This window comes from Pseudomonas sp. F2, assembly GCF_057174385.1.
Genome location: NZ_CM169904.1, coordinates 1,786,991 through 1,812,160 on the forward strand (window position 1 = coordinate 1,786,991; position 25,170 = coordinate 1,812,160).

17 protein-coding genes are annotated in these 25,170 nt (G+C 59.3%); 4 read left to right on the plus strand and 13 right to left on the minus strand.

Annotation, left to right across the window (positions count from 1 at the left end):
* Positions 1 to 385 precede the first annotated feature (385 nt).
* On the plus strand, positions 386 to 2,044 hold the full coding sequence (locus AC193Q_RS07845) for a nitrite/sulfite reductase (RefSeq protein WP_047291448.1): 1,659 nt from the start codon (positions 386 to 388) through the stop codon (positions 2,042 to 2,044).
* A complete protein-coding gene (locus AC193Q_RS07850) occupies positions 2,028 to 2,522 on the plus strand; it encodes a DUF934 domain-containing protein (RefSeq protein ID WP_047291445.1) in 495 nt (164 codons plus the stop codon). The genes AC193Q_RS07845 and AC193Q_RS07850 overlap by 17 nt, the downstream gene beginning before the upstream one ends.
* Before the next feature lie 88 nt (positions 2,523 to 2,610).
* Here the strand turns inward: AC193Q_RS07850 and AC193Q_RS07855 are convergent, their stop codons facing one another.
* Both AC193Q_RS07855 and sohB read right to left on the minus strand, forming a co-directional pair.
* Positions 2,611 to 7,209, minus strand: coding sequence for an NEL-type E3 ubiquitin ligase domain-containing protein (locus AC193Q_RS07855; RefSeq protein ID WP_483879399.1), 4,599 nt, complete (start codon positions 7,207 to 7,209; stop codon positions 2,611 to 2,613).
* Between the two features lie 421 nt (positions 7,210 to 7,630).
* On the minus strand, positions 7,631 to 8,662 hold the full coding sequence (gene sohB, locus AC193Q_RS07860; RefSeq protein ID WP_041072698.1) for a protease SohB: 1,032 nt from the start codon (positions 8,660 to 8,662) through the stop codon (positions 7,631 to 7,633).
* 206 nt (positions 8,663 to 8,868) lie between these two features.
* Between sohB and AC193Q_RS07865 the strand changes: the two genes are divergently transcribed.
* Together AC193Q_RS07865 and AC193Q_RS07870 are read left to right on the plus strand one after the other, a co-directional pair.
* A complete protein-coding gene (locus AC193Q_RS07865; RefSeq protein WP_121185812.1) occupies positions 8,869 to 9,579 on the plus strand; it encodes a histidine phosphatase family protein in 711 nt (236 codons plus the stop codon).
* Between the two features lie 49 nt (positions 9,580 to 9,628).
* Positions 9,629 to 9,946 (plus strand): SCP2 sterol-binding domain-containing protein, encoded by a 318-nt coding sequence (locus AC193Q_RS07870; protein ID WP_007967870.1) that lies wholly within the window; start codon positions 9,629 to 9,631, stop codon positions 9,944 to 9,946.
* Positions 9,947 to 10,002: 56 nt separating this feature from the next.
* Here AC193Q_RS07870 and AC193Q_RS07875 read toward each other — a convergent pair whose 3' ends face one another.
* The 11 genes from AC193Q_RS07875 to AC193Q_RS07925 all read right to left on the minus strand — a co-directional run bounded on the left by AC193Q_RS07875 (position 10,003) and on the right by AC193Q_RS07925 (position 24,998).
* Positions 10,003 to 10,593, minus strand: a complete 591-nt coding sequence (locus AC193Q_RS07875) for a hypothetical protein (protein ID WP_131671723.1) — start codon at positions 10,591 to 10,593, stop codon at positions 10,003 to 10,005.
* Positions 10,590 to 11,642, minus strand: coding sequence for a hypothetical protein (locus AC193Q_RS07880; protein ID WP_121185814.1), 1,053 nt, complete (start codon positions 11,640 to 11,642; stop codon positions 10,590 to 10,592). Before AC193Q_RS07880 ends, AC193Q_RS07875 begins: the two co-directional genes overlap by 4 nt.
* A 12-nt stretch (positions 11,643 to 11,654) precedes the next feature.
* On the minus strand, positions 11,655 to 12,182 hold the full coding sequence (locus AC193Q_RS07885) for a PAAR domain-containing protein (protein ID WP_121185816.1): 528 nt from the start codon (positions 12,180 to 12,182) through the stop codon (positions 11,655 to 11,657).
* Between the two features lie 43 nt (positions 12,183 to 12,225).
* Positions 12,226 to 13,845: an ABC transporter ATP-binding protein gene (locus tag AC193Q_RS07890; protein ID WP_483879400.1), complete on the minus strand. Its 1,620-nt coding sequence runs from the start codon at positions 13,843 to 13,845 to the stop codon at positions 12,226 to 12,228.
* Between the two features lies 1 nt (position 13,846).
* Positions 13,847 to 14,869: an ABC transporter permease gene (locus tag AC193Q_RS07895; protein WP_121185820.1), complete on the minus strand. Its 1,023-nt coding sequence runs from the start codon at positions 14,867 to 14,869 to the stop codon at positions 13,847 to 13,849.
* A complete protein-coding gene (locus tag AC193Q_RS07900) occupies positions 14,869 to 15,933 on the minus strand; it encodes a microcin C ABC transporter permease YejB (protein ID WP_047291428.1) in 1,065 nt (354 codons plus the stop codon). The genes AC193Q_RS07895 and AC193Q_RS07900 overlap by 1 nt, the downstream gene beginning before the upstream one ends.
* A complete protein-coding gene (locus AC193Q_RS07905; RefSeq protein WP_121185822.1) occupies positions 15,920 to 17,770 on the minus strand; it encodes an extracellular solute-binding protein in 1,851 nt (616 codons plus the stop codon). The genes AC193Q_RS07900 and AC193Q_RS07905 overlap by 14 nt, the downstream gene beginning before the upstream one ends.
* Positions 17,771 to 18,072: 302 nt before the next feature.
* Positions 18,073 to 20,715 carry a TonB-dependent receptor gene (locus AC193Q_RS07910; RefSeq protein ID WP_121185824.1) on the minus strand — a complete coding sequence of 881 codons (2,643 nt, stop codon included), beginning with the start codon at positions 20,713 to 20,715 and terminating at the stop codon, positions 18,073 to 18,075.
* A 115-nt stretch (positions 20,716 to 20,830) separates the two neighbouring features.
* The gene (locus tag AC193Q_RS07915; RefSeq protein WP_108182862.1) at positions 20,831 to 21,334 is read right to left on the minus strand and encodes an RES family NAD+ phosphorylase; all 504 of its coding nucleotides are present in this window, start codon (positions 21,332 to 21,334) and stop codon (positions 20,831 to 20,833) included.
* Positions 21,331 to 21,807 carry an MbcA/ParS/Xre antitoxin family protein gene (locus AC193Q_RS07920; protein ID WP_182401459.1) on the minus strand — a complete coding sequence of 159 codons (477 nt, stop codon included), beginning with the start codon at positions 21,805 to 21,807 and terminating at the stop codon, positions 21,331 to 21,333. The genes AC193Q_RS07915 and AC193Q_RS07920 overlap by 4 nt, the downstream gene beginning before the upstream one ends.
* 269 nt (positions 21,808 to 22,076) lie before the next feature.
* A complete protein-coding gene (locus AC193Q_RS07925) occupies positions 22,077 to 24,998 on the minus strand; it encodes a TonB-dependent receptor (RefSeq protein ID WP_121185826.1) in 2,922 nt (973 codons plus the stop codon).
* Positions 24,999 to 25,170: the final 172 nt, after the last annotated feature.

The window sequence follows — 25,170 nt, forward strand, 5'->3', positions numbered from 1 at the left end:
ACCGCTGTCCCTACGACCAGAATAATCAGGAACAGAATGGCCCATGCATCGACACTGCTATCGCTTTTCTTTGCCTTGGTCGGATTGCTCATTGCATCGCCTCTTGTCGGTTTTATCGGTGATTGCAGAAAGACTCGATCACAGTTAAGACGATGATTGTCCCCGCGACAAATGTGGGTTAATCAACAACTATTCTCGTTAGGCGATTTGGTTCTTTACATATACTCAAACATCACTTTTGCGCATAACTGCAAACGGGTATATTGCCCCGGCTCCGTTAGGGAGTGCGCGGCCGTGCGCGCGTAATTGCAGAGGCACCATCGGACTCCAGCAAGCGAAAACGCAGCGTTTTCCGAGTAGCCCAAAGCCTGAGAACAGGACTTATATGTACGTATACGACGAGTACGATCAGCGGATCATCGAGGACCGCGTCAAGCAGTTCCGTGATCAGACCCGACGCTATCTGGCAGGTGAGCTGAGCGAAGAAGAATTCCGCCCCCTGCGCCTGCAAAATGGCCTGTACATCCAGCGTTTTGCGCCGATGTTGCGCGTGGCGGTGCCTTACGGCCAACTGACTTCCCGTCAGGTGCGCATGATGGCGAAGATTGCCCGCGACTACGACAAGGGCTACGCCCACATCAGTACGCGGCAGAACGTGCAGTTCAACTGGCCGGCGGTGGAAGACATTCCGGACATCCTCGCGGAACTGGCCACCGTGCAAATGCACGCGATCCAGACCAGCGGCAACTGCCTGCGCAACGTCACCACCGACCAGTTCGCCGGTGTCGCCGCCGATGAGGTGATCGACCCGCGCCCATGGTGCGAAATCGTCCGTCAGTGGACCACATTCCACCCGGAATTCGCCTACCTGCCACGCAAATTCAAGATTGCCGTTAACGGTTCGACCGCTGACCGTGCCGCCATCGAAGTTCACGACATCGGCCTGGAGCCGGTCCACAACGCCGCCGGCGAACTGGGTTTCCGTGTACTGGTCGGCGGTGGCCTGGGCCGTACCCCGGTGGTCGGCGCATTCATCAACGAGTTCCTGCCGTGGCAGGACCTGTTGAGCTACCTCGACGCCATCCTGCGTGTGTACAACCGCTATGGCCGTCGCGACAACAAATACAAGGCGCGGATCAAGATCCTCGTCAAGGCGCTGACCCCCGAAGTCTTCGCGCAAAAAGTCGATGCCGAGATGGAGCACCTGCGCGGCGGCCAGACCACACTGACCGAAGCCGAACTGCATCGCGTCGCCAAGCACTTCGTCGATCCGGACTACAAGGTTCTGGAGAACCAGACCGCGGCCCTGGCCGAACTCGACAAGGAGCATCCGGGTTTCGCCCGCTGGCGCTCGCGCAACACCCTGGCGCACAAGAAGCCGGGTTATGTCGCGGTGACCCTGTCGCTGAAACCGACCGGCGTTGCTCCGGGCGACATCACCGACAAGCAGCTCGACGCTGTCGCCGACCTGGCCGAGCGTTACAGCTTCGGCCAACTGCGCACGTCGCATGAGCAGAACATCATCCTGGCCGATGTCGAGCAGAGCCAACTGTTCACCCTGTGGGGCGAACTGCGTGAAAGCGGTTTCGCCACGCCAAACATTGGCCTGCTGACCGACATCATCTGCTGCCCGGGCGGTGATTTCTGCTCGCTGGCCAACGCCAAGTCGATCCCGATCGCCGAATCGATCCAGCGCCGTTTCGACGACCTGGACTACCTGTTCGACATCGGTGAGCTGGACCTGAACATCTCCGGCTGCATGAACGCCTGTGGTCACCACCACGTCGGTCACATCGGCATTCTCGGGGTGGACAAGAAAGGGGAAGAGTTCTACCAGGTGTCCCTCGGTGGCAGCGCCAGCCGTGACGCGAGCCTGGGCAAGATCCTCGGCCCGTCCTTTGCCCAAGACGACATGCCGGACGTGATCTCGAAGCTGATCGACGTGTACGTTGAACAACGTACCGAAGACGAGCGCTTCATCGACACCTACCAGCGTATTGGCATCGACCTCTTCAAGGAACGCGTCTATGCAGCGAATCATTAAGAACAACGAAGTCGTCGACGAAACCTGGCACTTGCTGCCGAAAGATTTCAACATCGACGACATCAGCAATTGCGACGATCTGATTGTTCCGTTGCAGCTTTGGCGTGAACACAGCCGCATGCTCAAGGCCCGCGACGGCGGACTGGGTGTGTGGCTGGACGCCGATGAAGAAGCCGAGGAGATCGGTAACGACGTGGCCGAGTTTCAGGTCATCGCGCTGAACTTCCCGGCCTTCACCGACGGCCGCAACTACTCCAACGCCCGCCTGCTGCGCGACCGTTACGGTTTCAAAGGCGAACTGCGGGCGATTGGCGATGTGCTGCGTGACCAGTTGTTCTACATGCACCGCTGCGGTTTCGATGCGTTCGCCTTGCGCGCCGACAAAGACCCGTACGAAGCACTGGAAAGCCTGAAGGACTTCTCGGTCACCTACCAGGCCGCCACCGACGAACCGCTGCCGCTGTTCCGTCGTCGCTGATCGAAAAACGCCTTGAGCCTGCAATCGGGCTCAAGGCGTTGTTCATTCCGGGCGTTAACGCCAAGCGTTGCGTGCAAGCGACGCCGCATCAAGCCTCCATCATTTCAGCCGTCGCGGCCTTTGCTGCGTCGAGTTCGGCGTGGCGTGCCAACGCCTGATCCGTCAGTTGCCCGATCAATTCCCGGCGCTGATTACCGAAGTTGTCGAGGATGGCATTCATCTGCGTCGAGGCCGCCTCGCGCGTCAGTTCGATCTGCCCTTCCAATTGAGCCATTTCCCGCGACGTCTGTTCGTTCACGGCGGAAAACCGATCACCGTGAGCCGACTCCAGGTACTCGACCCAGAACGTCTGCGCTACGCTCCAGTCGCGTAAGGCGCCGCTGCTTTCGGTCTTGAGCACCTGTTGAAAGGCCTGATCCAGGACGGTCGGCGATACCTCGATATTCAAGGGTTTGCTCAGCGTCTGCGGCTGCGCCGGCAGGTTCAGGCGTTGCGCCAGACCAACCCGATAGGCCAGGCTGACTTGCAGCGCCTGATCGTAGTCCATCGGCGCGGTGTGGAAACGTGCGCTGATGTCCGCCAGCGCAAGGCTTTCCACTTCGTGCAAACGGAACAGGCCCTTGAGCAGACTCACCAGTTGCGCTTCCAGCACCTGCACACCGGCGGAGGCCGCCGCGCTCGCCCGGAAACACAAGACCAGCACTTCCATTTCGCTGAACAACGCGCTGTAGCCGTCGACACTGACCCTGGCACTGCGCGCCGCATTGAATAATGACCGACGCAGGCGCTGATCGCCGGCAGCCGCGTCCACCACATCCCAGACACGCTGGCGCAAATGCGGATACACGTGGGTAAATTCTGCGGTGTGCACCAGTTGCAACAACACTTGAAAAAAGTCAGCGGAATCAGGTAACGCGCGCAGCGCCTCCCATACCTCGCGCCGGGACGACGTCACGCTGGCACTTTCCCCGGCCAGCCACTGCACACTCTGATCTTCCCGCGCCACGGTTTGCAGGGGAGATTTGCGCCCCTCCATCGCCGTCACACCGAAACGACCACTGAAGGTCTGCTGATAAGTCGCGATGTTTTTCAGCGTCTCGGAAGACAACGGATTACCGTGCAAGCGAATCATCTGCGGCAATTGAGTAGTATCGAACGCCTGCGCTGGCAGGGTTTCAATCCGATTGTCGCGCAGATCCAGCAACTGTAATCGGAGCAGCCCGGACAGGCGCTGTGGCCAGTGTGTCATCCGGCTACCGCGCACGGTCAACTGCTCAAGATGCGTCAGCCCACCGAGATCGGGCAGTTGCGCCAGGTTCGGGTTGAAATCAAGGTGCAGCACCCGCAGGTCTTTCATCCGCCCCAATTGAGCAAGCGATGCATCAGAGGACTGCAGGCGATTGTTGCTCAGGTCCAGATGCGTCAGCCAGCGTATCCGCTCCAGCGACTCGGGCAACTGGCTGAGCTGATTGTCGCTCAGTGACAGGCTGCGCAACTGGCTGAAGTTGCGCAGAAATTCGTTCAGTCCGGCATGGGGCATCACACCGTCCATGATGACCCGCCCGACATGACTGAAATCGGCCACCACCGGCGGCAGCTCCCCCAAAGGCTCCGGCGCGAACCGCAAGGTGCCATATAAACTTTGGTCTGCAGCCACATTCCCCGGCTCCTTGCGCCAACTGCGAATGATCGCGCGCATGGCACGCAGCTTGCTGTCTCGGGGAGTCGGCTGCCGTGTGCCATCGGCGCTCAAATGCCAGGTCTGACGGCTGACCCAGCGACTCAAGGTTTCTCTGAGCGCGAAAAACTCCAGCCGCAGCGCTTCGAGCTTCATCAGTACCTTGATTTCGTTGGTGCCCAGAGCGTTGAGCAGACGATGAATCTGCGCAGGGGTGTGCATCGGATACAGCTCCAGGGCCCGGCGCACCATGACATTGGTCACCTCGTCGGAGGTCGCACCGGACACGACAGCAGTACGCTCGGCCAGTCCCATGGGTGACAGCTCTCCGAGACGCGCGCCAACGCTCTGCGCGAAGATCGTCCGTCGCTCCTGCGCCACGCGGGTAATCTTTTCCTGCAGCGCGGCGGCACCATTTTCCGCCTGTACGCCCAGCGCCGTCCTGCGCTGTGCCGAAAGCCCCATCCAGAGCGCGCGGAAATAGTGTTCGCGGGTGCGCCTGGTGAATGTGACAAGCGGTGCGTCGGTGCCCTGAATGACGTTGACTCGATCCTCGAACACGCTGATCACCGTACGCTCGCTCGCTGTCGCCGGCCCGATCGCGGCTGCCGAATCATGGGTCGCGGTCCATTCGAGTATTTGCACGAACGCGGCGTCCGACCAGCCCGGGAGGTGTTTGAGTGTATCGAGCACCAGTCGATTGGTGTACTGCCCTCCCGCCCCATCGAGGTATAAACCTTCGTAGGCGCGACAGACACGGATCATCTGCTGATAGCGCCGGGCCTCCTCCGCCAGCCGCAAGGGCACGCGTTTCGCGTCCAGCTCGCGCCATTCGCCACTGAACGCATTATTCACCAGCTCTTCGGCGGCACTGCCGGGCAGCTCGGGAAAGTGTTGCATCAGTACCGCGACCCGGGGATGGCCTGGGACCTGGCTACGCTGGTATATCCGCCGGAACAAATCGGGGCGCGCGGTTTGAGCCTGTTCGGCAACGATCCGTGCCAGTTCCTGTGCTTGTACTTCAGTGTTCGTCGACGCGTTGCCGAGCAGGCTTTCTCGCTGATTGCGCGACAGCTTCGACAGCAGCGAATGGTGTAACTGACCTTTTTGCAACGCGTCCTCAGTCAGCCGGATAACGCTTTTGGCGGTTTGCGAACCGTAACGGTTGACTGGGTAATCCAACGCGTTGACCACGCTGATTGCGCTATCGGAGGGCCATTTCGCTGCGGCGGTGAGCACATGCAACTGCAGATCAGGGTCGGCCAGCGCTGCCGTACTCGGCGTCTGTAACTGTTCGATAAACGCTTTGACTGCAGCGTCCGCCATGAAACGTTGCACGGTATCGACCAGCAGTGCCGGGGTCTGCACCTGATCGATATGCACCTGCCGCAACACGCTGTCATCAAGTCCACTGACCGCCAGAACACGCGTCGCCATGGCGTCCGGGATCGCTTCTCTGGTGTAGCCGAAACGACGGAACAACGTCAGCCGCCCCCACTCCTGCACCCGCTCCGAGTCATGACGCCAGGCGCCGCGGTCATTGGTTTCGAGCAACGGACGGTAGCTTTCTGCTGCGCCCGGTGGAGGCAGCACTTCCCACAGTTCGGTCTCGGGTTGCTGATGCACTGCGTACCGAACGGAGTCGAGGGTGACGTAAGCCTGTCCCTCGAGCCAACGTAACCCGCGCTCGTCGACGGGCAATCCTTTGGGCAACCGCCGATGTTGACGAAAAGCCTTGAGGTCCGGCTTCCACAGGCGCAGGCGTCCACCGCCCGGATTGACCACGATCAAACGTTCGATGAAGGCCGACGACCTGACAGTTTTATAGGCCGCCCCGACGACTTTCGTCCCGGCGGCAAAAGCGGCCATCAGAATGATGTTTTCGATGACATCGAACAGGTGATCCGTGGCCTGCTCCTGCTCGCCACGGGTCCAACTCGCAATGCCCTCATAGACGTGCGACAGAAGTTGCAGAGTACCCACCGTCAACAGCACTTCACCCACTCCAGGCAAAAACGAGGCCGCGACCAGCAATAGATCGATACCGATTTCCTTGAAGGTCTCCAGGCGTGCGAGGCGGGTTTTCTCGTCTTCATCATCCGTGGGAACCACCAGAAGCCGGGCGTCGGCCAAGGTCCGCGTAACCTGCTGACGGTGTATCCCGGTAAAGGGATCGCCCTCGATATCGACACCCGTCAACGTCACGTAAGTGCCGGTGCCCGTCAGTAGTGAACTGCCACCGGGATACAGGCGAATATTCAGTTCCTGTTGAAAGGCCGCCCGCTCGCCCAGCTTCAGGAAGCCCATGAAGAACGTCTTGAATGCAGGGTTTCTCAGGCGCCCGCTCAACTCGACCTCAAAGTCGGTGAACGAGGCGTACTCTTTCAGCGGATGCAGCGGATCGCCCGGCAGGTAAACGACGCAGCGATAATCATCGTCGGCATGCTCGCTGACAGGCCCGATGAACAACGGGCCATGCAGGGTCATGTTGAACATTTCCAGACTCTGATACCCCAGCGTGTTTTTCCCCAGTTTGATCGTGCTGTCGCCGTCCTTCACGCACTTCAACATTTGGTGAACCGACGTGCTGATATGTTTTTTCATCAGCGCAATATGCCGATCCACATCAAAACAACTTCGCACATGGGCAACGCACTGGCCAAACACATTGCTCGATTCGACGTTAAGTTCAAATACCGACTCAAGATGAGTCTGATATTGCTTGCCCAGATCCAGTGTTCGGCACAATTGCGCAAAGTCATGGGGTTGTATTGGCAATATCGAAGCCACGCCAGCGTTCAGTTTCTGTGGGATATAGATCAGTGAAGTGTCGCTGTAGTTTTTTGCCTCGGTTTCGCGGGATTCGAAGTTCTCGCATGCGGCGGCCAGCAGATCGCGATTGATCGGCAGCACCAGTTTTTTGCGCAGTCCCAGCAGGCTCGACGTTGATCGCACGTGCTGAAACACCACGCCGGACACGTCCAGTGGCATGGACAGCTTGTCGGACATGGCCTTGGCCAGCAAGGGGGAGCAGAATTGCTCGGGTGACTGCAGTTTGTTCAGGAGCGCGCCTGCGGTACTGCGCGTGCGATGACTTTCAATGAGGCTGTCGTAGAGTTCGCGGCGCAACGCCCCGGAAGCCGCCAATATCCAGGGCGGTGCATTCTTTTTGATCAAATAAAAAAAGAGGCCTTTCTGTTCTGAAGTTGGCGTGGCTGACGCAGTTGTATCGGTTAACGAGGACATTGATGATCTCACGCACTTAAAGGAGTCATCAGCTTAACGAGCCGACCTCTTTATAAAAGCGCGAATAACAGATCAAACTAACGGTCGCACAATCAACATTTCAAACTTAAAAAATACATATATACCACCTCAATAAAAAAGGCCCTTCATTGCAGAACAATGAAGGGCCTTTTATGCAAGTGGCTTACCAGAAGCGTTGCTGGGTCAGGCGACTCCAGCCGTTCACCAACACGCGCTCCACCGAACCACTGGCGGCCATGCCGATGCGTTCCGGCAGGCTTTTGCGCTCGGCGTAATGCAGGTGGTAGACCTCGGCTTTCTTCGCCTTGTCGGCCAGATATTCGTCGCTGGTCTTGAGTTCATCGACCAACTGTTTGTCCAGCGCCGCGACACCCAGCCAGACTTCTCCGGTAGCCACTTCATCGATGGCCAGTTGTGGCCGATAACGGGCCACGAAGTTCTTGAACAACTGGTGGGTGATGTCCAGGTCTTCCTGAAACTTCTCCCGGCCCTTCTCGGTGTTTTCGCCGAATACGGTCAGGGTGCGCTTGTACTCACCCGCGGTCAGCACTTCGAAATCGATGTCGTGCTTTTTCAGCAGACGATTGACGTTGGGCAGTTGTGCAACTACACCGATCGAGCCGAGTATCGCGAACGGGGCGCTGATGATCTTCTCGCCGATGCACGCCATCATGTAACCGCCGCTGGCGGCGACCTTGTCGATGCACACGGTCAACGGCACGCCGGCCTCACGGATCCGCGCCAGTTGCGATGAGGCCAGACCGTAGCTGTGCACCATGCCACCGCCACTTTCCAGGCGCAGCACCACTTCGTCCTTCGGGGTGGCAAGGGTCAGCAATGCAGTGATTTCGTGACGCAGGCTCTCGGTGGCCGAGGCCTTGATATCACCGTCGAAATCCAGCACGAACACCCGGGATTTGGCCTCGGGTTTGTTCTTTTGCTTCTTCTCGGACTTCTCCGATTTGGCCTGGCCCTTGCGCAGGGCCTTGAGCTGATCCTTGTCGAGCAGGGTCTGCTCCAGGCGCTCACGCAAGCCTTTATAGAAATCGTTGAGCTTGCTGACCTGCAACTGCCCGGACGACTTGCGCCGGCCCTTGCTGCGCAATGCAGCAAAACTGGCGAGCACCACCAGAATGGCGACCACCAGCGTTACGGTCTTGGCCAGGAAGCTGGCGTATTCGGTGAAAAACTCCACAGAGACTCCTTAAAACAATGCGCGGATGCACAAACACGCGCGGGATGGTTCCAGCATACCCATGCGCCGCCTCCTCGGCCAGCCGTGAAACCTCTGGCAACAGGCCTGTAACGGGCATTTCAAACAAGCGTATGTTTTTTCATTGACAGCACTCCGTCATCCTCATAACCTCGCCACAACCTTCAACGTACCGGGATGACGCGGACGTGGGCAGCATCTATCTGATTCGACATGGCCAGGCCTCCTTTGGTGCAGACGACTATGACGTCCTGTCGCCCATCGGTGTGCGCCAGGCAGAAATCCTCGGCCAGCACCTGGCCGAGTTGGGAATCCGTTTCGATCGCTGCCTGGCGGGCGACCTGCGCCGCCAGCAACACACGGCCAGCAGCGCGCTGGAGCAATTCAGCGCCAAGGGCCTGTCGGTACCGACGCTGGAGACCGACTCCGCGTTCAACGAGTTCGATGCCGACGCAGTGATTCGTGCGCTGATCCCCGCCATGCTGGAGGACGAGCCGGAAGCCATCGACATCCTGCGCAACGCCGCGCAGAACCGCGCCGAGTTCCAGCGCATCTTCGCGCTGGTCATCGAGCGCTGGCTGGCCGGCACCCACGACACCCCCGGGCTGGAAAGCTGGCTGGGTTTCGTCGAACGGGTTCAGGGGGGTCTTCACCGCATCCTCGAACAAGCCGACGGCAATCAGAAAGTCGCCGTGTTCACCTCCGGCGGCACCATTACCGCCCTGCTCCACCTGATTACCCAAATACCGGCCAGGCAGGCCTTTGAACTGAATTGGCAAATCGTCAACACCTCGCTCAACCAGCTGAAATTCCGCGGTCGCGAGGTGACTCTGGCTTCCTTCAACAGTCATGCGCATCTGCAACTGCTGAAGGCCCCGGAACTCATCACTTACCGTTGAGTCCGGATAACTGTGACCCTGCTGCAATCAACCCATAAAGGATCGAACCATGACCTCCGTAGCTGATGCCGTAAAAGCGATGCAAGCCAAGTTCAACCCAGCCGCCGCTGCCGGTCTGGATCTGGTCTTCGGTTTCAACATCACCGACGAAGACAAGCACTACGCGCTGATCGTCAAAGACGGTACTTGCGACATTCAGGAAGGCGAAAACGCCGACGCCAACTGCACGCTGGTACTGGACAGTGCAACGCTGAAAGACATCGTCAGCGGTGAAACCGACGGCATGCAAGCGTTCATGGGCGGCAAGCTGCGCGTTGAAGGCGACATGATGCTGTCGATGAAGCTGTCCGAGCTGTTCCCGTCGTAAGATTCGTCGCATTACAAACAAATCCCGCCTTGATGGCGGGATTTGTCATTTCCGGGTCATTGGATGCCGGCGGCGTCCAGCTCTTTGAAGACCTGCCGATCGGCGATCTGGGTCTCACTCTCGGGGTACATCAACTGGACACTACCCCCTGGAATGATTTCACCGGTTTGCGCATCCCGGGCGAAAGTGATGACATACCGCTCACCCTGGTACTTCAGATAAATGTTGTAATAATCCTGCGGCTGATCCGGCGCTTCGAAAGCGCTGTAACGGTAGCGGATGCGTGGAATCAGCATCGGCCATTCCTTGCCAAGCAAGTCACCATTGACCGGCGGATACGCCGCCTCAAGGGCCACAATGGCGCCAGCTACCAACTCATCGTTGTCGCTTGGCTTAAAAGGTAATGGTCTGTTACGCAGCATGGTTACAGCGCTTTTTTTTCCATCGACAACATCACTGCGGTACATATCGGTACGAAACCATTTTGTTGCATCAAAACGGTTTTCTTCCGGACTCCAGTCGCCGTAGTACATCATCACTTTCTCGCTCATTGCATCTTCCCTTGTGTGCAGATAGAGACCCATCGCACTAAAAACCAGCAAAAAGGCCGCTATGAGACCCACGCGCTTGTGAAAATTAACAGTCATGGTTGTGCCGGAAGCCCTTTTTTAAACTTCAGTTGCTGCTTTGGTGGCCCCAACGGCGTATTGCCTGAGCGCACCTTTCCGACAGCTCCATAATCGTCCAGCGGATAGCTCATGTTCTTTTCGTTTTTCGCGCGACTCTGGGCATGCATCAAAAGCTTTTTATCGTTTTCGTTAGCCAGCTCCGGTGGCTGAACCGGGGCTGTTTCGCCCGGCAGCTCCGCTGTGTCGTCCTTTTTTGACAATCTGTATTCAGCAAGACGCCGTTCGTAGCCAGCCTTCTTGATCATGAAAGCGGATTTGGCTCGATTATCCGACGCTACACGCGCCTTCGCCCCCTCCAGACCATCGCGCTCTGCATCACTGCCATATGTTTGGTCGTAAAGGCTGCGACGCGGGTAAGCATGAATGGTCGCCCCGGTTGCATCGGCAAGCTTCTGTGCAAGGCTGAGCTCGTAATGTTCCTGCCCCTCACTGACAAGCGCCGTCTCATCAACCCCCAACCCGGTTCGGCAAGCGTACGAAAAGATATTAGCGCCGAAGGCAAAGGCATCAGGCTGCAACTGGCTCGCTTGGGCAGGTCCAAAGCGATAGCTGGCATCCTTACCTTCGATTTCGTAACCGAACTCGATATTGAACACCACGCCGTGGGCAAAGATATCGAGCTGTTTGATTTCGCGCTTTTCCTCTACTCGCTTGTTTATGAAAGCAACCAGTTCAGCGGCGGAATCAATCTCAAGGTATTCGGCTCTGTATGTGTTGACGACCAGCTCTTTTAGCCTGGCGCGCATTTTGGGATCGTACTCCGCGACAAACAGCAGAAAAAAGGTTTTGTCCGCGGCCCCCTTTTTAAGATTCGAGTAGTCTCTCAACTGGCCAACACCTTGGTTGATGAAACTCATCTTGTTGCCGTAATTCCCGCGAAATTCCGTCCAGCGACTAATGTGGTAAGAGCCCACCACAGTTACATAATCGTATTTGAGTGTCCCCTTCACCTGCGTCGTGCCGTGCTGATCGCTTGTCTGAGCCTGTTTTTTCTTCGGTGGCGCCACGTCTGACCTTCCTTAGTAAGCAATGCCCAACGCATCCAGGTGAGCGGCGGCTTCCTTGCCCCATTGCACGACAACGGAAGTAGGATCGGCGGTGAACACTCGGGCGGCGTTGCCGTGGTTGTCGGTGTGGCCGACGAGGCGTTGGCCGTCGCCGGTTTCGATGCAATAGAGCATATCGGGAATGGCTTCGCCGGTGGTTTCGTCGACCAGCTGGAAGCGCTCGCTATGCTTGGGCACGGTAACGATCGGGGTGAACGGCGCGGCGCCGACTGCGGTGCCGACGAAAACGTCACCGGAGCCGGTGATGATCATGCCGCCATGAGCGGTGGCACTGCCAAGAAAGGCAATGGGTTTGCCATTGATCAGGATGTTGCCGATGCCTTCGGTGACCGAGTCGCCGCAAGCCGTAGTATCGCCGACACGTAGCACCGGCATCCCGTTGATGTTCACGTTGGGCGAACCGCTGGTGCTTGGGTTGGTACCGTGACCGGTTACCGGGCAGGCATTGAGATCGCTGAGTCGAGCGGCAGGTTTTGCCATCATCTACTTCCTTGTATTGGCCAGGGCGCGGAATGTACCGGAACTACACCACGGATAAAAGTCTGTCCGTATATGTCACAGGTAAAACCGACGTGACAAACGATGCCGCCAATAGCTCCTGCGTATAAGGATGCCGCGCCGCCGTAAACAGCTCATCCGCCCGACCACGCTCCACCACCTCCCCCTCCTTCATCACAATCAGGTCATGGGCCAACGCCCGCACCACCGCCAGGTCATGGCTGATGAACAGATAAGTCAGCCCATGCTCTTCCTGCAGTCGCCGCAATAAAGCAACGATCTGCTTCTGCACCGTGCGATCCAGCGCCGAGGTCGGTTCATCGAGCAAGATCAGATCCGGTTTGAGCACCAGCGCCCGAGCGATTGCAATCCGTTGGCGTTGTCCGCCGGAAAATTCGTGCGGATAGCGATGTCGGGTGGCCGGATCCAGGCCAACCTCGCGCAGCACATCAATCACCGCCTGCTCACGCTCGGCAGCATTCAGATCACTGTGTACCTGCAAGCCCTCGGCAATGATCTGCTCCACACACAAGCGCGGGCTGAGGCTGCCAAACGGATCCTGAAAAACCACTTGCAGGCGCCTGCGCAGGGGTCGCAACTGCTTGCCGCTCAACTGTTGCAGCGCCTCACCGGCAAAGTGAATGCTGCCCTCGGCGTCGATCAGACGCAGAATCGCCTGGCCCAATGTCGACTTGCCCGAGCCCGACTCGCCGACAATCCCCAGCGTTTTGCCGCGCTGCAGATTCAGATCGATGCCCTTCACCGCGTCCAGCCAGGTGTTGCGCCGCAGCCAACCGCCGCTCAGACGAAAACGCACCTTCAGATCGCGCACCTGCAACAAGTCCTCTGTCGCGCCGAGACACAAGGCATGCCCGCCCGGCTCGGCATTCAGCAATTCAATGCTGTAAGGATGCTGCGGCGCACTGAACAACTGCTCGCACGGCGCCTGTTCGACGATCCGTCCACCGCGCATCACCGCCACCCGCTGCGCGAGGGTTCGCACCAGATTGAGGTCGTGGCTGATGATCAGCAGCGCCATGCCCAGGCGCTGCTGCAATTTCTTGAGCAGCAACAGAATCCTGCGCTGTACCGTCACGTCCAATGCAGTGGTGGGTTCGTCTGCGATCAACAATTGCGGCTCACAGGCCAGCGCCATGGCGATCATCACCCGTTGGCGCTGGCCGCCGGAGAGTTGATGCGGATAGGCCTTGAGCCGTTCGCGCGGGTTCTGAATGCCGACCAGTTCGAGCAGTTCAAGCATCCGTTCACGGGCCTGCGCGCCCGCCAGGCCTTTGTGCAGCGCCAGGCTCTCACCGAGTTGCCGCTCGATCGTGTGCAGTGGATTCAGCGAACTCATCGGCTCCTGAAAAATCATCGCAATACGGTTGCCGCGTAACTGGCGCAGATAACGCTCATGCACGCCGAGCAGCTCTTCGCCGGCATAACGAATGCTGCCGTCGATCCGCGTGATGTTCGGGTCGAGCAATTGCAGGATGCTGTGAGCGGTCACCGATTTGCCCGAGCCGGACTCGCCGACCAGCGCCAGGCATTCGCCCGGACGAATATCGAGGTCGATGCCATGCACCACAGGCTGGCCGTTGAATGTCACACGCAGGTTGCGTATTTCGATCAGATTTTCGCTCATCTCAAGTCCTTGGATCATAAGCATCTCGGCAAGCCTCACCGATGAACACCAACAGAGAAAGAATCAGCGCCAGGGCAAAAAACGCCGTCAGCCCTAACCACGGCGCTTGCAGATTGCTCTTGCCCTGACCGATCAATTCGCCCAGCGAAGCGCTGCCGGCGGGCATGCCGAATCCGAGAAAATCCAGTGCCGACAGCGTGGCAATCGCTCCGGTGAGAATGAACGGCAGGTACGTCAGGGTCGCGCTCATCGCATTGGGCAGGATGTGCCGACAGATCACCTGCGCATCGCCAACGCCCAACGCCCGCGCGGCTTTCACGTATTCCAGACCGCGGCTGCGCAGAAACTCGGCGCGCACCACATCCACCAGACTCAGCCAGGAAAACAGCGCCATGATCCCCAGCAACCACCAGAAATTCGGCTCGACGAACCCGGACAGAATGATCAGCAGGTACAACACCGGCAGCCCCGACCATACCTCCAGCAACCGCTGCCCGAGCAGATCGACCCAACCGCCGTAATAGCCTTGCAAGGCACCGGCCGCAATGCCGATCAGCGCACTGGCAGCGGTCAGCGCCAGGGCAAACAGCAACGACACCCGCGTGCCAAAGATCACCCGCGCGAGCACATCCCGCGCCTGATCATCGGTGCCCAGCCAGTTCTCGGCGCTCGGCGGGCTCGGTGCCGGATCGGTCAGGTCGTAATTCACGGTATCGAAACCGAACGGGATCGGCGCAAACCACATCCGTCCGCCCTGCTCTTCGATCAGTTGCCGCACCTGCGCGCTGCGATAGTCCGGCTGGAACGGCAGTTCGCCGGCGAAATCCTGCTCGGTGTAGCGTTTGAAAGCCGGGAAATACCATTGGCCCTGATACTCGACCAGCAGCGGTTTGTCGTTGGCGATGAGCTCGCCGCCCAGGCTCAGACCGAACAACAGCAAAAACAGCCACAACGACCACCAGCCACGCCGATGCGCCTTGAACCGCGCCCAGCGCCGCTTTCCGATGGGAGATAGAGTCAGCATCAGACAGTCCTCGCGGTGAAGTCGATGCGCGGGTCGACCAGCGTGTAGCACAGGTCGCCGAGCAGTTTTATCAGCAGGCCGAACAGGGTGAAGATGAACAGCGAACCGAACACCACCGGGTAGTCACGCGACACCGCCGCCTCGTAACTGAGACGGCCGAGGCCATCGAGGGAGAAGATCACTTCGATCAGCAACGAGCCGCCGAAAAACACCGTCACCAGTGCCTGCGGTAATCCGGCGACCACCAGCAGCATCGCATTGCGGAACACGTGGCCGTACAACACCTGACGCTGGCTCAAGCCCTTGGCCCGCGCCGTCAGCACGTACAGCCGCGAGATCTCGTTGAGAAAGCTGTTCTTGGTGAGGATCGTCAGGGTGGCGAATCCGCCGATCACCAACGCGGTGACCGGCAGCACCAGATGCCAGAAGTAATCGGCAACCTTGCCCCACGGCGACAGCTCGGCGAAGTTGTCCGAGACCAGTCCGCGCACCGGAAACCAGTCCAGCGCGCTGCCACCGGCAAACACGATGATTAACAGCAGCGCAAACAGAAAGCCCGGCATTGCGTAGCCGATGATGATCGCCACGCTGCTCCAGACATCGAACGCCGAACCGTTGTGCACGGCCTTGCGGATGCCCAGAGGAATCGACACCAGATAAGTGATCAACGTCGCCCACAAGCCCAGCGACAAGGTCACCGGGAGCTTTTGCCAGATCAGCTCGGTGACGCTGGCACCGCGGAAAAAGCTCTGACCGAAATCCAGGTGCGCGTAGCTTTTGAGCATCAGCCACAGGCGTTCACCGGCCGGTTTGTCGAAGCCGTACTGACGCTCGATGTCGGCCACCAGTTTCGGGTCCAGGCCACGGGTCGCGCGGGATTCGCCGCCAATGGTTTCGACATGACCGCCGCCCACCGCTGCGCCGACTCCGATGCCCTGCAAGCGCGCGATGGCTTGTTCCACCGGGCCACCCGGCGCGGCCTGCACGATCACGAAATTGACCAGCAGAATGGCGAGCAAGGTCGGCACGACCAGCAGCAGACGCCGCAGGCTATAACCCCACATGCGCATACTCCTTTTGCTGTTGCTGCATCTGCGTGGCGGTCAGCGCGGTCGGGCTGATTTCCCACCAGGTATCGAGCCCGGCGTCATACAGCGGCGCTGTCGCCGGGCGGCCAAAACGGTTCCACCACACCGTGGAAATTCCCGGCGGGTAGTAATTGGGAATCCAGTAGTAACCCCACTGCAACACCCGATCCAGAGCGTGGGCATGGCGCAGCAGGCTTTCGCGGTTGTCGGCTTGCACCAGCCCTTCGAGCAAGGCATCGACCGCCGGATCACGCAGCACCATGTAGTTATTCGAGCCGGGATCGTCGGCGCCGTCGGAGCCGAAGTAATTGAACATCTCGCGCCCCGGCGCCTGACTCACCGGGTAACCCACGACGATCATGTCGTAGTCGCGATTGCGCACGCGGTTGGTGTATTGCGCGGTGTCGACCTGGCGAATATCGAAGCCGACACCGATCTGCGCCAGGTTGCGCTTGAACGGCAGCAGCAGCCTTTCAAAACCCTTCTGACCGTTGAGAAAGGTGAACTGCAGCGGCTCGCCTTTGGCGTTCACCAACTGATCGCCACGGGGTTTCCAGCCGGCGGCTTCGAGCAGTTTCAGGGCCTGTAACTGCTCGGCGCGAATGTTGCCGCTGCCGTCGGTTTTCGGCGCTTCGAAGACTTGCGTGAACACCTCGTCGGGGATCTTGCCGCGCCACGGTTCGAGGATTTTCAGTTCCTCGGCGTCCGGCAACTCGGTGGCCGCCAATGCGCTGTGCGAGAAGTAACTGCGCTGGCGCAAGTACATGCTGCGCATCATCTGCCGGTTGCTCCATTCGAAATCCCAGAGCATGGCGATCGCCTGCCGCACCCGGCGATCCTGAAACAGCGGTTTTTGCAGGTTGAACACGAACCCCTGCGAACCTTGCGCGGCACCTGGTGCCAGATGTTCGCGGAGCAGTTTGCCCTGCTCCAGCGCTGCCCCGGCATAGCCGATGGTGTAACTGGTCGCGGAAAACTCGCGGTTGTAGTCGAAGCCGCCAGCCTTGAGCACTTGCCGTGAAACATCGGTGTCGGCGAAGAACTCCACACTCAAGTGATTGAAGTTATAAAGGCCGCGCGTGATCGGCAGGTCCTTGGCCCACCAGTCGGCAACGCGTTGAAATTTCACGCTGCGCCCGGCATCCACCGCGCTGATGCGGTACGGGCCGCTGCCCGGCGGGATCTCGAAACCGGCGCCCTCGGCGAAGTTGCGCGTGCGCCACCAATGTTCGGGCAACACCGGCAGTGTCGCCAGATCCAGTGGCAAGGTGCGGCTGTCGTTGTTCTTGAAGTTGAAGCGCACTTGCGTCGGCGACTCCACCACGACGTCGGCGACGTCACGAAACTGTTGGCGGTATTTGAGGCTGCCCTGAGTGATAAACAGCTCGAAGGTGTAACGCACGTCTTCGGCAGTGATTGGCGTGCCGTCGTCGAACCGGGCCTTGGGGTTGAGGTAAAAGCGCAACCAGCGGCGATCCGCATCCAGCTCCATCTGCTGCGCCACCAGACCGTAGACGCTGTAGGGTTCGTCCTTGCTGCGATAGGCCAGCGGCGCGTAGAGCCAGCCGTCGATCTCGGCGACGCCAGTGCCTTTGTCGATGTACGGAATCAGGTGATCGAACGGGCCGCTTTCCAGCGAAGAGCGGCGCAGTGTCCCGCCCTTGGGAGCGTTGGGATTGGTGTAAGCCAGGTGCTGGAAGTCCGGGGCGAATTTGGGGGCTTCGCCGTAGACCGTCAACGCGGGTTGTGGAGCGGCCCAATTGAATGGGCTTAGCAGCGCAAAAGCGCTGAACAGAATGAGCCTGGAGAACATTGGCAGATCCTTTTTTGCACGGCGCTGTTTATGGCCTCATCGCTGGCAAGCCAGCTCCCACACATTTTGCGGTGCTCACAAATCCCTGTGGGAGCTGGCTTGCCAGCGATGACGCCCGAACAATCACCAAACATCCTGCCTACCTGTGATGTGCAACAGGCCGGCGTTTTTTATAGGGCAGGCTTAGATCAATAAGTGACTAAAACCTGCCCCTTCCATGAAATCCGCTCCCGCAGGCTGCGATCTTTTGACTTTTGAAGATCAACAGATCGCAGCCTTCGGCAGCTCCTATACAGAGCGGGTCAGAACTTGTAATTGACCCGCGTGTACAGCGTCCGCCCGAACGGGTCGCCGTACTTCGGGTCGTAGCCGCTCTGGAAGGTGTAGGTTTGGTTGCTGAACGGTGGCTCGCGGTCGAACAGGTTCTTCGCACCGAGGGTCACGCTCAGGGTTTTGCGCCAGGTGTAGGTGCCGGCCAGATCCCAGACGTTGTACGAGCCGACGTAATCGTGAGTCTCACGGTCGGAGTCGTGGTAACCGCTGGTGTAGCGGTTGGTCAGCGCCACCCCGTAGGGGCCGTAGTTCCAGCTGCCGGTCAGGCTGTGGCGCCAACGAGCCACAGCGCCGGCCGAGGAAAAGTCGCCGCCACGAAAATCGCCGAGCTTGTCGATGTAGTCGCCCTTGAGTTGCTGCTGATACTCGTAGCGGCTGACATAGGTGCCTTGCAGGCCGATACCGAAGTTGCCGTACGGGGTGCTCGGCAGGCGGTAATCGAAGCTGACATCGACACCATTGGTCTTGATCTTGCCGAGGTTGGCCAGCCCCGTGACGATGTGATCAATGGAGCCGTCAGGCTTGCGCACCAGGCGATCCGAGTACAGTTCCGGGTTCTCGAATACCGCTGACTCGGGGAATTCGGCGATCTGGTTAGCGATGTTGATCCACCAGAAGTCCAGCCCGGTGCTCAGGCGCTCAAACGGCTGATAGACGAAACCGAGGGTGACGTTGCGCGCGGTTTCCGGGCTCAGGTCCGTGTTGCCACCGGTGCGGCTGTAAAACTGCTGGGCGCAGTCGCGGTTGGCGATCCCGCCGTTGCTCGGATTACCGCCAGCGCACAGCCGTGGGTCGTTGTAGTTGGCGACGGTGAACGTGGTGAAGTTCGGGTTGTACAACTCGTACAGCGACGGCGCGCGGAAACCCTCGCTGTAGGCGCCACGCACAACCAGCTCCTTGAACGGCTGGAAGCGGAACGAGTATTTCGGGTTGGTGGTGCTGCCGAAATCGCTGTATTTGTCGTGGCGCACGGCGGCGGACAATTCCAGGCTGTCGAGTACCGGCACGTTGACCTCGGCGTATTGCGCCGAGACGCTGCGATCCCCGGCGACGCTGGCATTCGGATCGACACCCAGGCTTTGCACATCAGCGGCGAACCGGGCGAAGTCCTGGTGAAAATCTTCCTTGCGGTATTCGCCACCCAGCGCCAGCGCCGACGGGCCGGCGCCGAACCAATCGCCAATTTCGCGGCTGACACGCCCGTCAATCGCCTTCACCCGACCGACCGCCGTCGAGTAATCGCCGTCTACCGTGCTGGCCGCCAGCAACGCCTGTCCGGCAGCGGTCTGCGCGCCAAACGGGTTGATGATGCCATTGGCGATACCGGCACTGACGGCGCGGTCGTTGACGTAACCGGCCTCAATGGCATTCACCACTTTGTTTTGGTTGTACGACGCACCGACGTTATAGTCCCAACCCACCACGCTGCCATCGAAGTTCAACAGCAAACGCTGGCCAGTGTTGTCGTCTTCATGCTGGCGCGCGCCGACGGCGGTTTCTCGCCAGTTCACATCCACCGGTTGCGTCGGGTCGAGGGCGAAGCCGTTGGGGCCTGGGGTAATGCCGTTGCCGGGATAGAACGTCGTGCCGGGATTGACCTGATTGCCCATCAAGGTGCCAGGGCCGATCTGCGTACGGTTTTCGTTGCGTGCCCAGAAGTATTCGAGGCTGACGTTGTGGTCATCCGCGAGCTTGCCGGTGGCTTTGGCGAACGCCGAAGTCTTCTCGGCTTCCGGTACCAGATCGAGATAGTTCCACAGGCTCTGGCGGCAAATACCGTTGCGTGCCAGCAATCCCGGCGCGTTGCAACCGGAACCGGCCAGCGGATTGGTGGCATTGCGGCCCTGACTCCAGTTCGCCGGCGATGCGGTGCCGGAGGTGTAATCGAGACCGCGTCCGGGCTGATAGTTGTAGGTGTAGCCACGATCCTCGGCAGCCAGGCGTTGCTGCTTGTCGTAACTGACCACACCGAACACGTTGAAGCGGTCATTCTGCAAATCGCCAAAGCCCCAGCTGCCACTGAAGTTACGACTTTCACCACCGCCGGCATGAGTCGGCGTGTCGTAGTTGGTGCTGAGCTGGCCTTCGGTGAGGCTGGTCTTGGTGATGAAGTTGATCACCCCTCCGATCGCATCGGTGCCGTACAACGCCGAAGCGCCGTCACGTAGCACTTCGACGCGATCAATGGCGGCGAACGGAATGGTGTTCAGGTCAACCCCGGAGCCATTGATCGCGTTGGTCGCGTTGTTGCTCAGGCGCCGGCCATTGAGCAGCACCAGCGTCTTGTTCGGGCCGATGCCACGCAAATCGGCATACGACGCCCCGCCGCTGCTCGAACCCACTGAGCGGCCGGAGCCGACCGAGGACTGGTTGGCGGAAATCCGGCTCACCAGTTCTTCTGTGGTGCTCACGCCCTGCTCGCGCAATTCTTCATTTCGCAGGATTGTGACCGGCACCGCGGTTTCCGCATCGACGCGGCGAATCGCGGTGCCGGTGACTTCGACCCGTTGCAGCTGGGTCGTGGGTTCGTCGGCAGCAACTGCCGGCAAGGTATTGATCGCCAGCAGCAAGGCCAGGCTCAAACGGGATCTAACGGGTGAAAAATGGATCATGAACAGCCATCCCTGCGTTTTGGTTTATGCAGGGATGTGCAATGGACAGCAGGGTTTTATAGAGCCCGATTTAGACCGTTGGGTGATGAGGTTATGCAAAAAAACCAGCTGTGTATCAAACCAGTTCCATCTCCCTCAGCAACCGGGTATCCAGCCCAAACCGCTCCTGAGAAACCATCCTGAACTGGCCCTCCGCCAATTCGCAGCTCACCAGCAAATTCCACGAATGGCGGGTTGCCGCCGAGGGGATCAGTACAAACGGATGTTCTGCCAATAACGAATCGGCAAACAGTTGTTGATTGGGTGAAGGTTTGGCGGGGCTCAACCAGTAAGGATTCGGCACTTCCTCAGGCTGCACTATTTTCACTTTTGCTTCGTTGATGACCTCAAAACACGTGAGTACATAGGGTTCACTGTCCAGCGCATCAAAGCTGTGATTGGCTGCCACCTCCAGAATGGCCGACGACGGATCGACCGATGCATAAACGACTCGTCGTCCGGGTTTGTTCCATCGGCCACCATTGAGATTTGAACCCATCCCGCTGTCCCAAGTCCCGCCATAAACCTCGGGATCCAGCCGCCAGGCATACCAGTGCTCGTCCCAGGGCAAGGGATTCATGTGTAAACCCCGTATATCAGCTGCCCCAGATACTGCTCCACCATCTGAAACCCCAGTGAGTGCCGAATAAACTCCGCGGGGACGCGACCGTTCAGGTAGGTGCTGGGCTTGCGCAGCCACTCCTCGGCCCGTGACTGCCTCCCGAAGGCGCGAGTGGCCTTTTCCAGCACCAAGGCATATTGGTAGGCGACGACGCTCTGCTGCGGGTCAAGCCGTACCGTTTTACCTTCCTTCAGTAATCGGCGTACGGTGCTGACCGACTTGCCGGTGATGCGTTTGACCATGTCGCCTTGCAGATAAAGCTCAGAGGTTGAAAGCATGTTGACGACATCGTTCAGCTCAAAACCTTCATCGGTCAGGTCAACGATCAGAAAGGCATCGTCACCTATGTTCCGGCCATTCACGAGCAAGTCGACAGGTCTGCCCTCGGCCCTCTTCACCCCCGTCAGCCGGGGTACCTTGACGCTGGGCATCGTGACCTCCTCCATGGGGCATCTGGCACGATCGGTGCGCCAGTGAAGGCGATGGGAATAAGCAGGCGTTTCGTATTCGAGGTGGGGAGTTCGCATAATCCATCCGTTATCAGAGGCCTGAGCGTCCAAGCCGTTTACGACTTCAATGTCAGCTCCGATGCTATAGATCGCGCTTCCGACGACCAACCTGAGAATGTCGTCGGAAATATCCCCGTTTCTACGAAATCCAGACCTGTTTCCGTAGGACATTACCCACGAATACCGTGCGCTCAACTGCCGAAGTGATAACTCACATCCAGCCACCACTGCCGCCCGTACGGGTCATAGTTACCGGTCGGGTAATACGGCCAGCCAGCCGAGTCATCGTGTTTGATCTGGTTGAGCACGTTGTTCACGGTCAGCCCGACGCTGGCGCGGTCATTGAGTTTGTATCGCGCACTGGCGTTGAACACCGTCCACGGCGACAGGCGCCCGTCACCCGCGCCGTTGGTCACCGACCCATAGCGAATGCCCATCAGCGTCGCCGTGGCCTTCTGGTAATCCCAGGTCAAACTGGCGTTGACCTTGCTGCGCCAGTCGTAATTGGTCCGCGATGTGCGCCAGTCCTGGGTCGGCGCCTCGTTCGACTCTTTATAGAAATGCGAAAGCACCAGGGTATAGCCCAGCGCCGAACTGAACGCACCGTACTGGCCGGCGCCCCAGCGGATATTGCTCTTGAAGTCCAGACCACTGACCCGCTCGCTGGCGGCGTTGATCGCGTTGACCCGCACCCGTTGCAACTGATTCGGATCGATGGCGGCATTGCCCGGGTTGCGGTCGATGCGCGCCAGGGTCGACTGGCAGTTGGCCGAGTTGATGTCCTGGGTGCCGTTGCGGCATTCGTTCTCTTGCTGCAACAGGCGGTTTTCGTCGACGGTGGTCAGCAGGTCATCAATCTCTACGCGCCAGAAATCCGTGGAGAAATCGAAATTGCGCGACGGCGACCAGACAAAACCGTAGGTCCAGGATTTGCCGCGTTCGGACTCAAGGTCCGGGGTGCCGCTCTGGGTGTAATCGACCCGCCCGCGATCACACGCGCCCTGCACGCCCTGGCTGCAACCGTAGTAGTCGATCTGCGCCGGGTAGTACCCGTTGCTGTCGGACTGGTAGATGTAATTCAGATCCGGCGCGCGGAAACTGGTGCCGTAACTGCCGCGCAGCAACAGGCTGGTGATCGGGCGCCACTCCAGCCCAAGGTTGTAGGTTTTCTGCTGCTCGCTGCGGCCACTGAATTTGTACTGGTCCCAACGTCCGGCAGCAGTGGCCAGCACGGTGTCAGTGACCGGAATGCTGAACTCGCCACCGGCGGCGTAACGCTTGCGCGAACCACCGGAACTTTGTGCCGGGCTCACACCATAGAAAGTGCCGTCATTCAGTCCGTCGTCCGGGTCGACGCGATACTCCTGCTTGCCCGCTTCCAGCACCCCGGCAAATCCGACCGGGCCGGCCGGCAGGTCAAACAGGTCACCGTTGATCGACGCGTTGTAGCTGGTGGAAACCGACTTGCTGCGCTGTGTCAGGTTGCTGCGAAACTGCTCCCACTCTTGGGGCGTCAGCGGACGATCGAGACGCGAGGCATCCGGGGCGAACACCGGGTAACCGTCACGCGTGCCCAGTTGCGGGCCGAGGTAGAAATCCTGAATCGAGGACAGCGGCGTGTAGCGCGTGGTTCTGACGCTGCGATATTCCGAGCGGTTGGCCGCCAGGTCATAACGCCAGCCGGTGTCGGCGATCTTGTCCGAGAGGCCGAGGGTGCCGGTCCACGACGTGTCGGTCCATTTGCTGTTGTTGCTGGTGCGGCCACCGATTTCCTCTTCGCCGTAACGGCGATACCAGCGCTCGAGATTGCCGCTGTTCTGGTTGATGAAGTCCGGCGAAGTGAACGTCGGGCCACGGGTGTTGTTCTGAATGTGATCGAGGCCATACATCAAGTCGGCAAACACCTGACCGCTGTCGCTGAAGTGCCAGGTGCCACGGGTGTAGCCGTCGTAGTTTTCCTTTTGCGTCTGAATGGTCCAGTAATCGTTGTACATCTGATCGGTGCGGCAGCGTCCGCCGTTGTTCAGCAGCTTGTTGTCGAAGGTGCCTTGATAGGCGCCGCAACCGGGGCCGAGGTAGCGGTTATTGCTCAGGTCGCGACGGTAACCGACGTCCGCCAGCGGGCCGCTCTGCATGAAGCCGCGATCATCGGCCCAGATCGGCTCTCGGTTGGTCAGCTCCAGGCCGAACAAGCCGTCGAAGTCGCCCCAACTGCCGCCGCCGCTGATTTGCAGGCGCTGATTGTCGCCACCGCCACGCTCACTGGTACCGCCCTTGAGATTGACGTCGATGCCATTGATCTGCTTCTTGAGAATGATGTTGACCACCCCGGCAATCGCGTCAGAACCGTAGATTGCCGAAGCGCCGCTGCTGAGAATTTCGATGCGTTCGATGACTGCCGAAGGAATGTTCGCCAGGTTGGTGAAGTTGACTTTGCCGTCGTACGGCGTCGGGTAATCGGCGACGCGCCGGCCGTTGATCAACACCAGCGTGTGATTGGGGCCAAGGCCCCGCAGGTTGATCGCGCTGGCCGCCGGTTGCCAGGTATTGCCGTAGTCCTCGCCCTGGGTCATGCCGGTGTTTTGCGTCTGCGTCGCCAAGGCGTCATAGACGTTCTTGTAGCCGCGCGCCTCCATCTCTTCGTGGGTGATGACGTTGACCGGAGTCGCGCCATCGCTCTGTGCACGAGCGATTCGCGAGCCGGTGACGGTGACTTTTTCCATGCGGTAATCGGCGCTGGTGGCCGGGGCCGCGGCGCTGACTTTGGCCGCTACCGGCGTACTCGCCGCGCCTTCGCGCACGCTCAGGCCCTGGGCACTCTGCTCGACATGCAGGCCACTGCCGAGCAACGCTTTCTCGACCGCCTGACGCCCGCCCAACGCGCCGCGCACGGCACTGCTGCGTTTGCCCTCCACCAGATTCTGACTGAAGGAAATCGGTACGCCGGTCTGGCGCGAGATATCCAGCAAAACCTCATCCAGCGGGCCGCTGGCGATGTCGAAGGTGTAGACCTGGGCCGCAGAGTCCTGCGCATACACCGCGATCGGCACCAGCCCCATCGCCAATGCGGCGGCGAGAGTCAGGCGAGGTAATTGTTGTTTGAATGAAATCATCAAGGGCTTCCCTGTTGAAGGCGTCTGCAGGGAATGAGCAGCGGGCCGGCGCTTTTTATAGGGCGGCGATTAGGCCAAGAAGTCATAAACCTATAACCGGACTCCACACACATTTGTGTAGGAGCTGCCGCAGGCTGCGATCTTTTGATTTTCGCTTTTAAAGATCAAAAGA

What these genes read in the sequence shown, in the direction of transcription:
- AC193Q_RS07845 (WP_047291448.1), top strand. Translation starts at nt 386, where the DNA reads ATGTACGTATACGACGAGTACGATCAGCGGATCATCGAGGACCGCGTC.
- AC193Q_RS07850 (WP_047291445.1), top strand. Translation starts at nt 2,028, where the DNA reads ATGCAGCGAATCATTAAGAACAACGAAGTCGTCGACGAAACCTGGCAC.
- AC193Q_RS07855 (WP_483879399.1), bottom strand. Translation starts at nt 7,209, where the DNA reads ATGTCCGACAAGCTGTCCATGCCACTGGACGTGTCCGGCGTGGTGTTT.
- AC193Q_RS07870 (WP_007967870.1), top strand. Translation starts at nt 9,629, where the DNA reads ATGACCTCCGTAGCTGATGCCGTAAAAGCGATGCAAGCCAAGTTCAAC.
- AC193Q_RS07875 (WP_131671723.1), bottom strand. Translation starts at nt 10,593, where the DNA reads ATGACTGTTAATTTTCACAAGCGCGTGGGTCTCATAGCGGCCTTTTTG.
- AC193Q_RS07885 (WP_121185816.1), bottom strand. Translation starts at nt 12,182, where the DNA reads ATGGCAAAACCTGCCGCTCGACTCAGCGATCTCAATGCCTGCCCGGTA.
- AC193Q_RS07890 (WP_483879400.1), bottom strand. Translation starts at nt 13,845, where the DNA reads ATGAGCGAAAATCTGATCGAAATACGCAACCTGCGTGTGACATTCAAC.
- AC193Q_RS07895 (WP_121185820.1), bottom strand. Translation starts at nt 14,869, where the DNA reads ATGCTGACTCTATCTCCCATCGGAAAGCGGCGCTGGGCGCGGTTCAAG.
- AC193Q_RS07900 (WP_047291428.1), bottom strand. Translation starts at nt 15,933, where the DNA reads ATGTGGGGTTATAGCCTGCGGCGTCTGCTGCTGGTCGTGCCGACCTTG.
- AC193Q_RS07905 (WP_121185822.1), bottom strand. Translation starts at nt 17,770, where the DNA reads ATGTTCTCCAGGCTCATTCTGTTCAGCGCTTTTGCGCTGCTAAGCCCA.
- AC193Q_RS07910 (WP_121185824.1), bottom strand. Translation starts at nt 20,715, where the DNA reads ATGATCCATTTTTCACCCGTTAGATCCCGTTTGAGCCTGGCCTTGCTG.
- AC193Q_RS07915 (WP_108182862.1), bottom strand. Translation starts at nt 21,334, where the DNA reads ATGAATCCCTTGCCCTGGGACGAGCACTGGTATGCCTGGCGGCTGGAT.
- AC193Q_RS07920 (WP_182401459.1), bottom strand. Translation starts at nt 21,807, where the DNA reads ATGCCCAGCGTCAAGGTACCCCGGCTGACGGGGGTGAAGAGGGCCGAG.
- AC193Q_RS07925 (WP_121185826.1), bottom strand. Translation starts at nt 24,998, where the DNA reads ATGATTTCATTCAAACAACAATTACCTCGCCTGACTCTCGCCGCCGCA.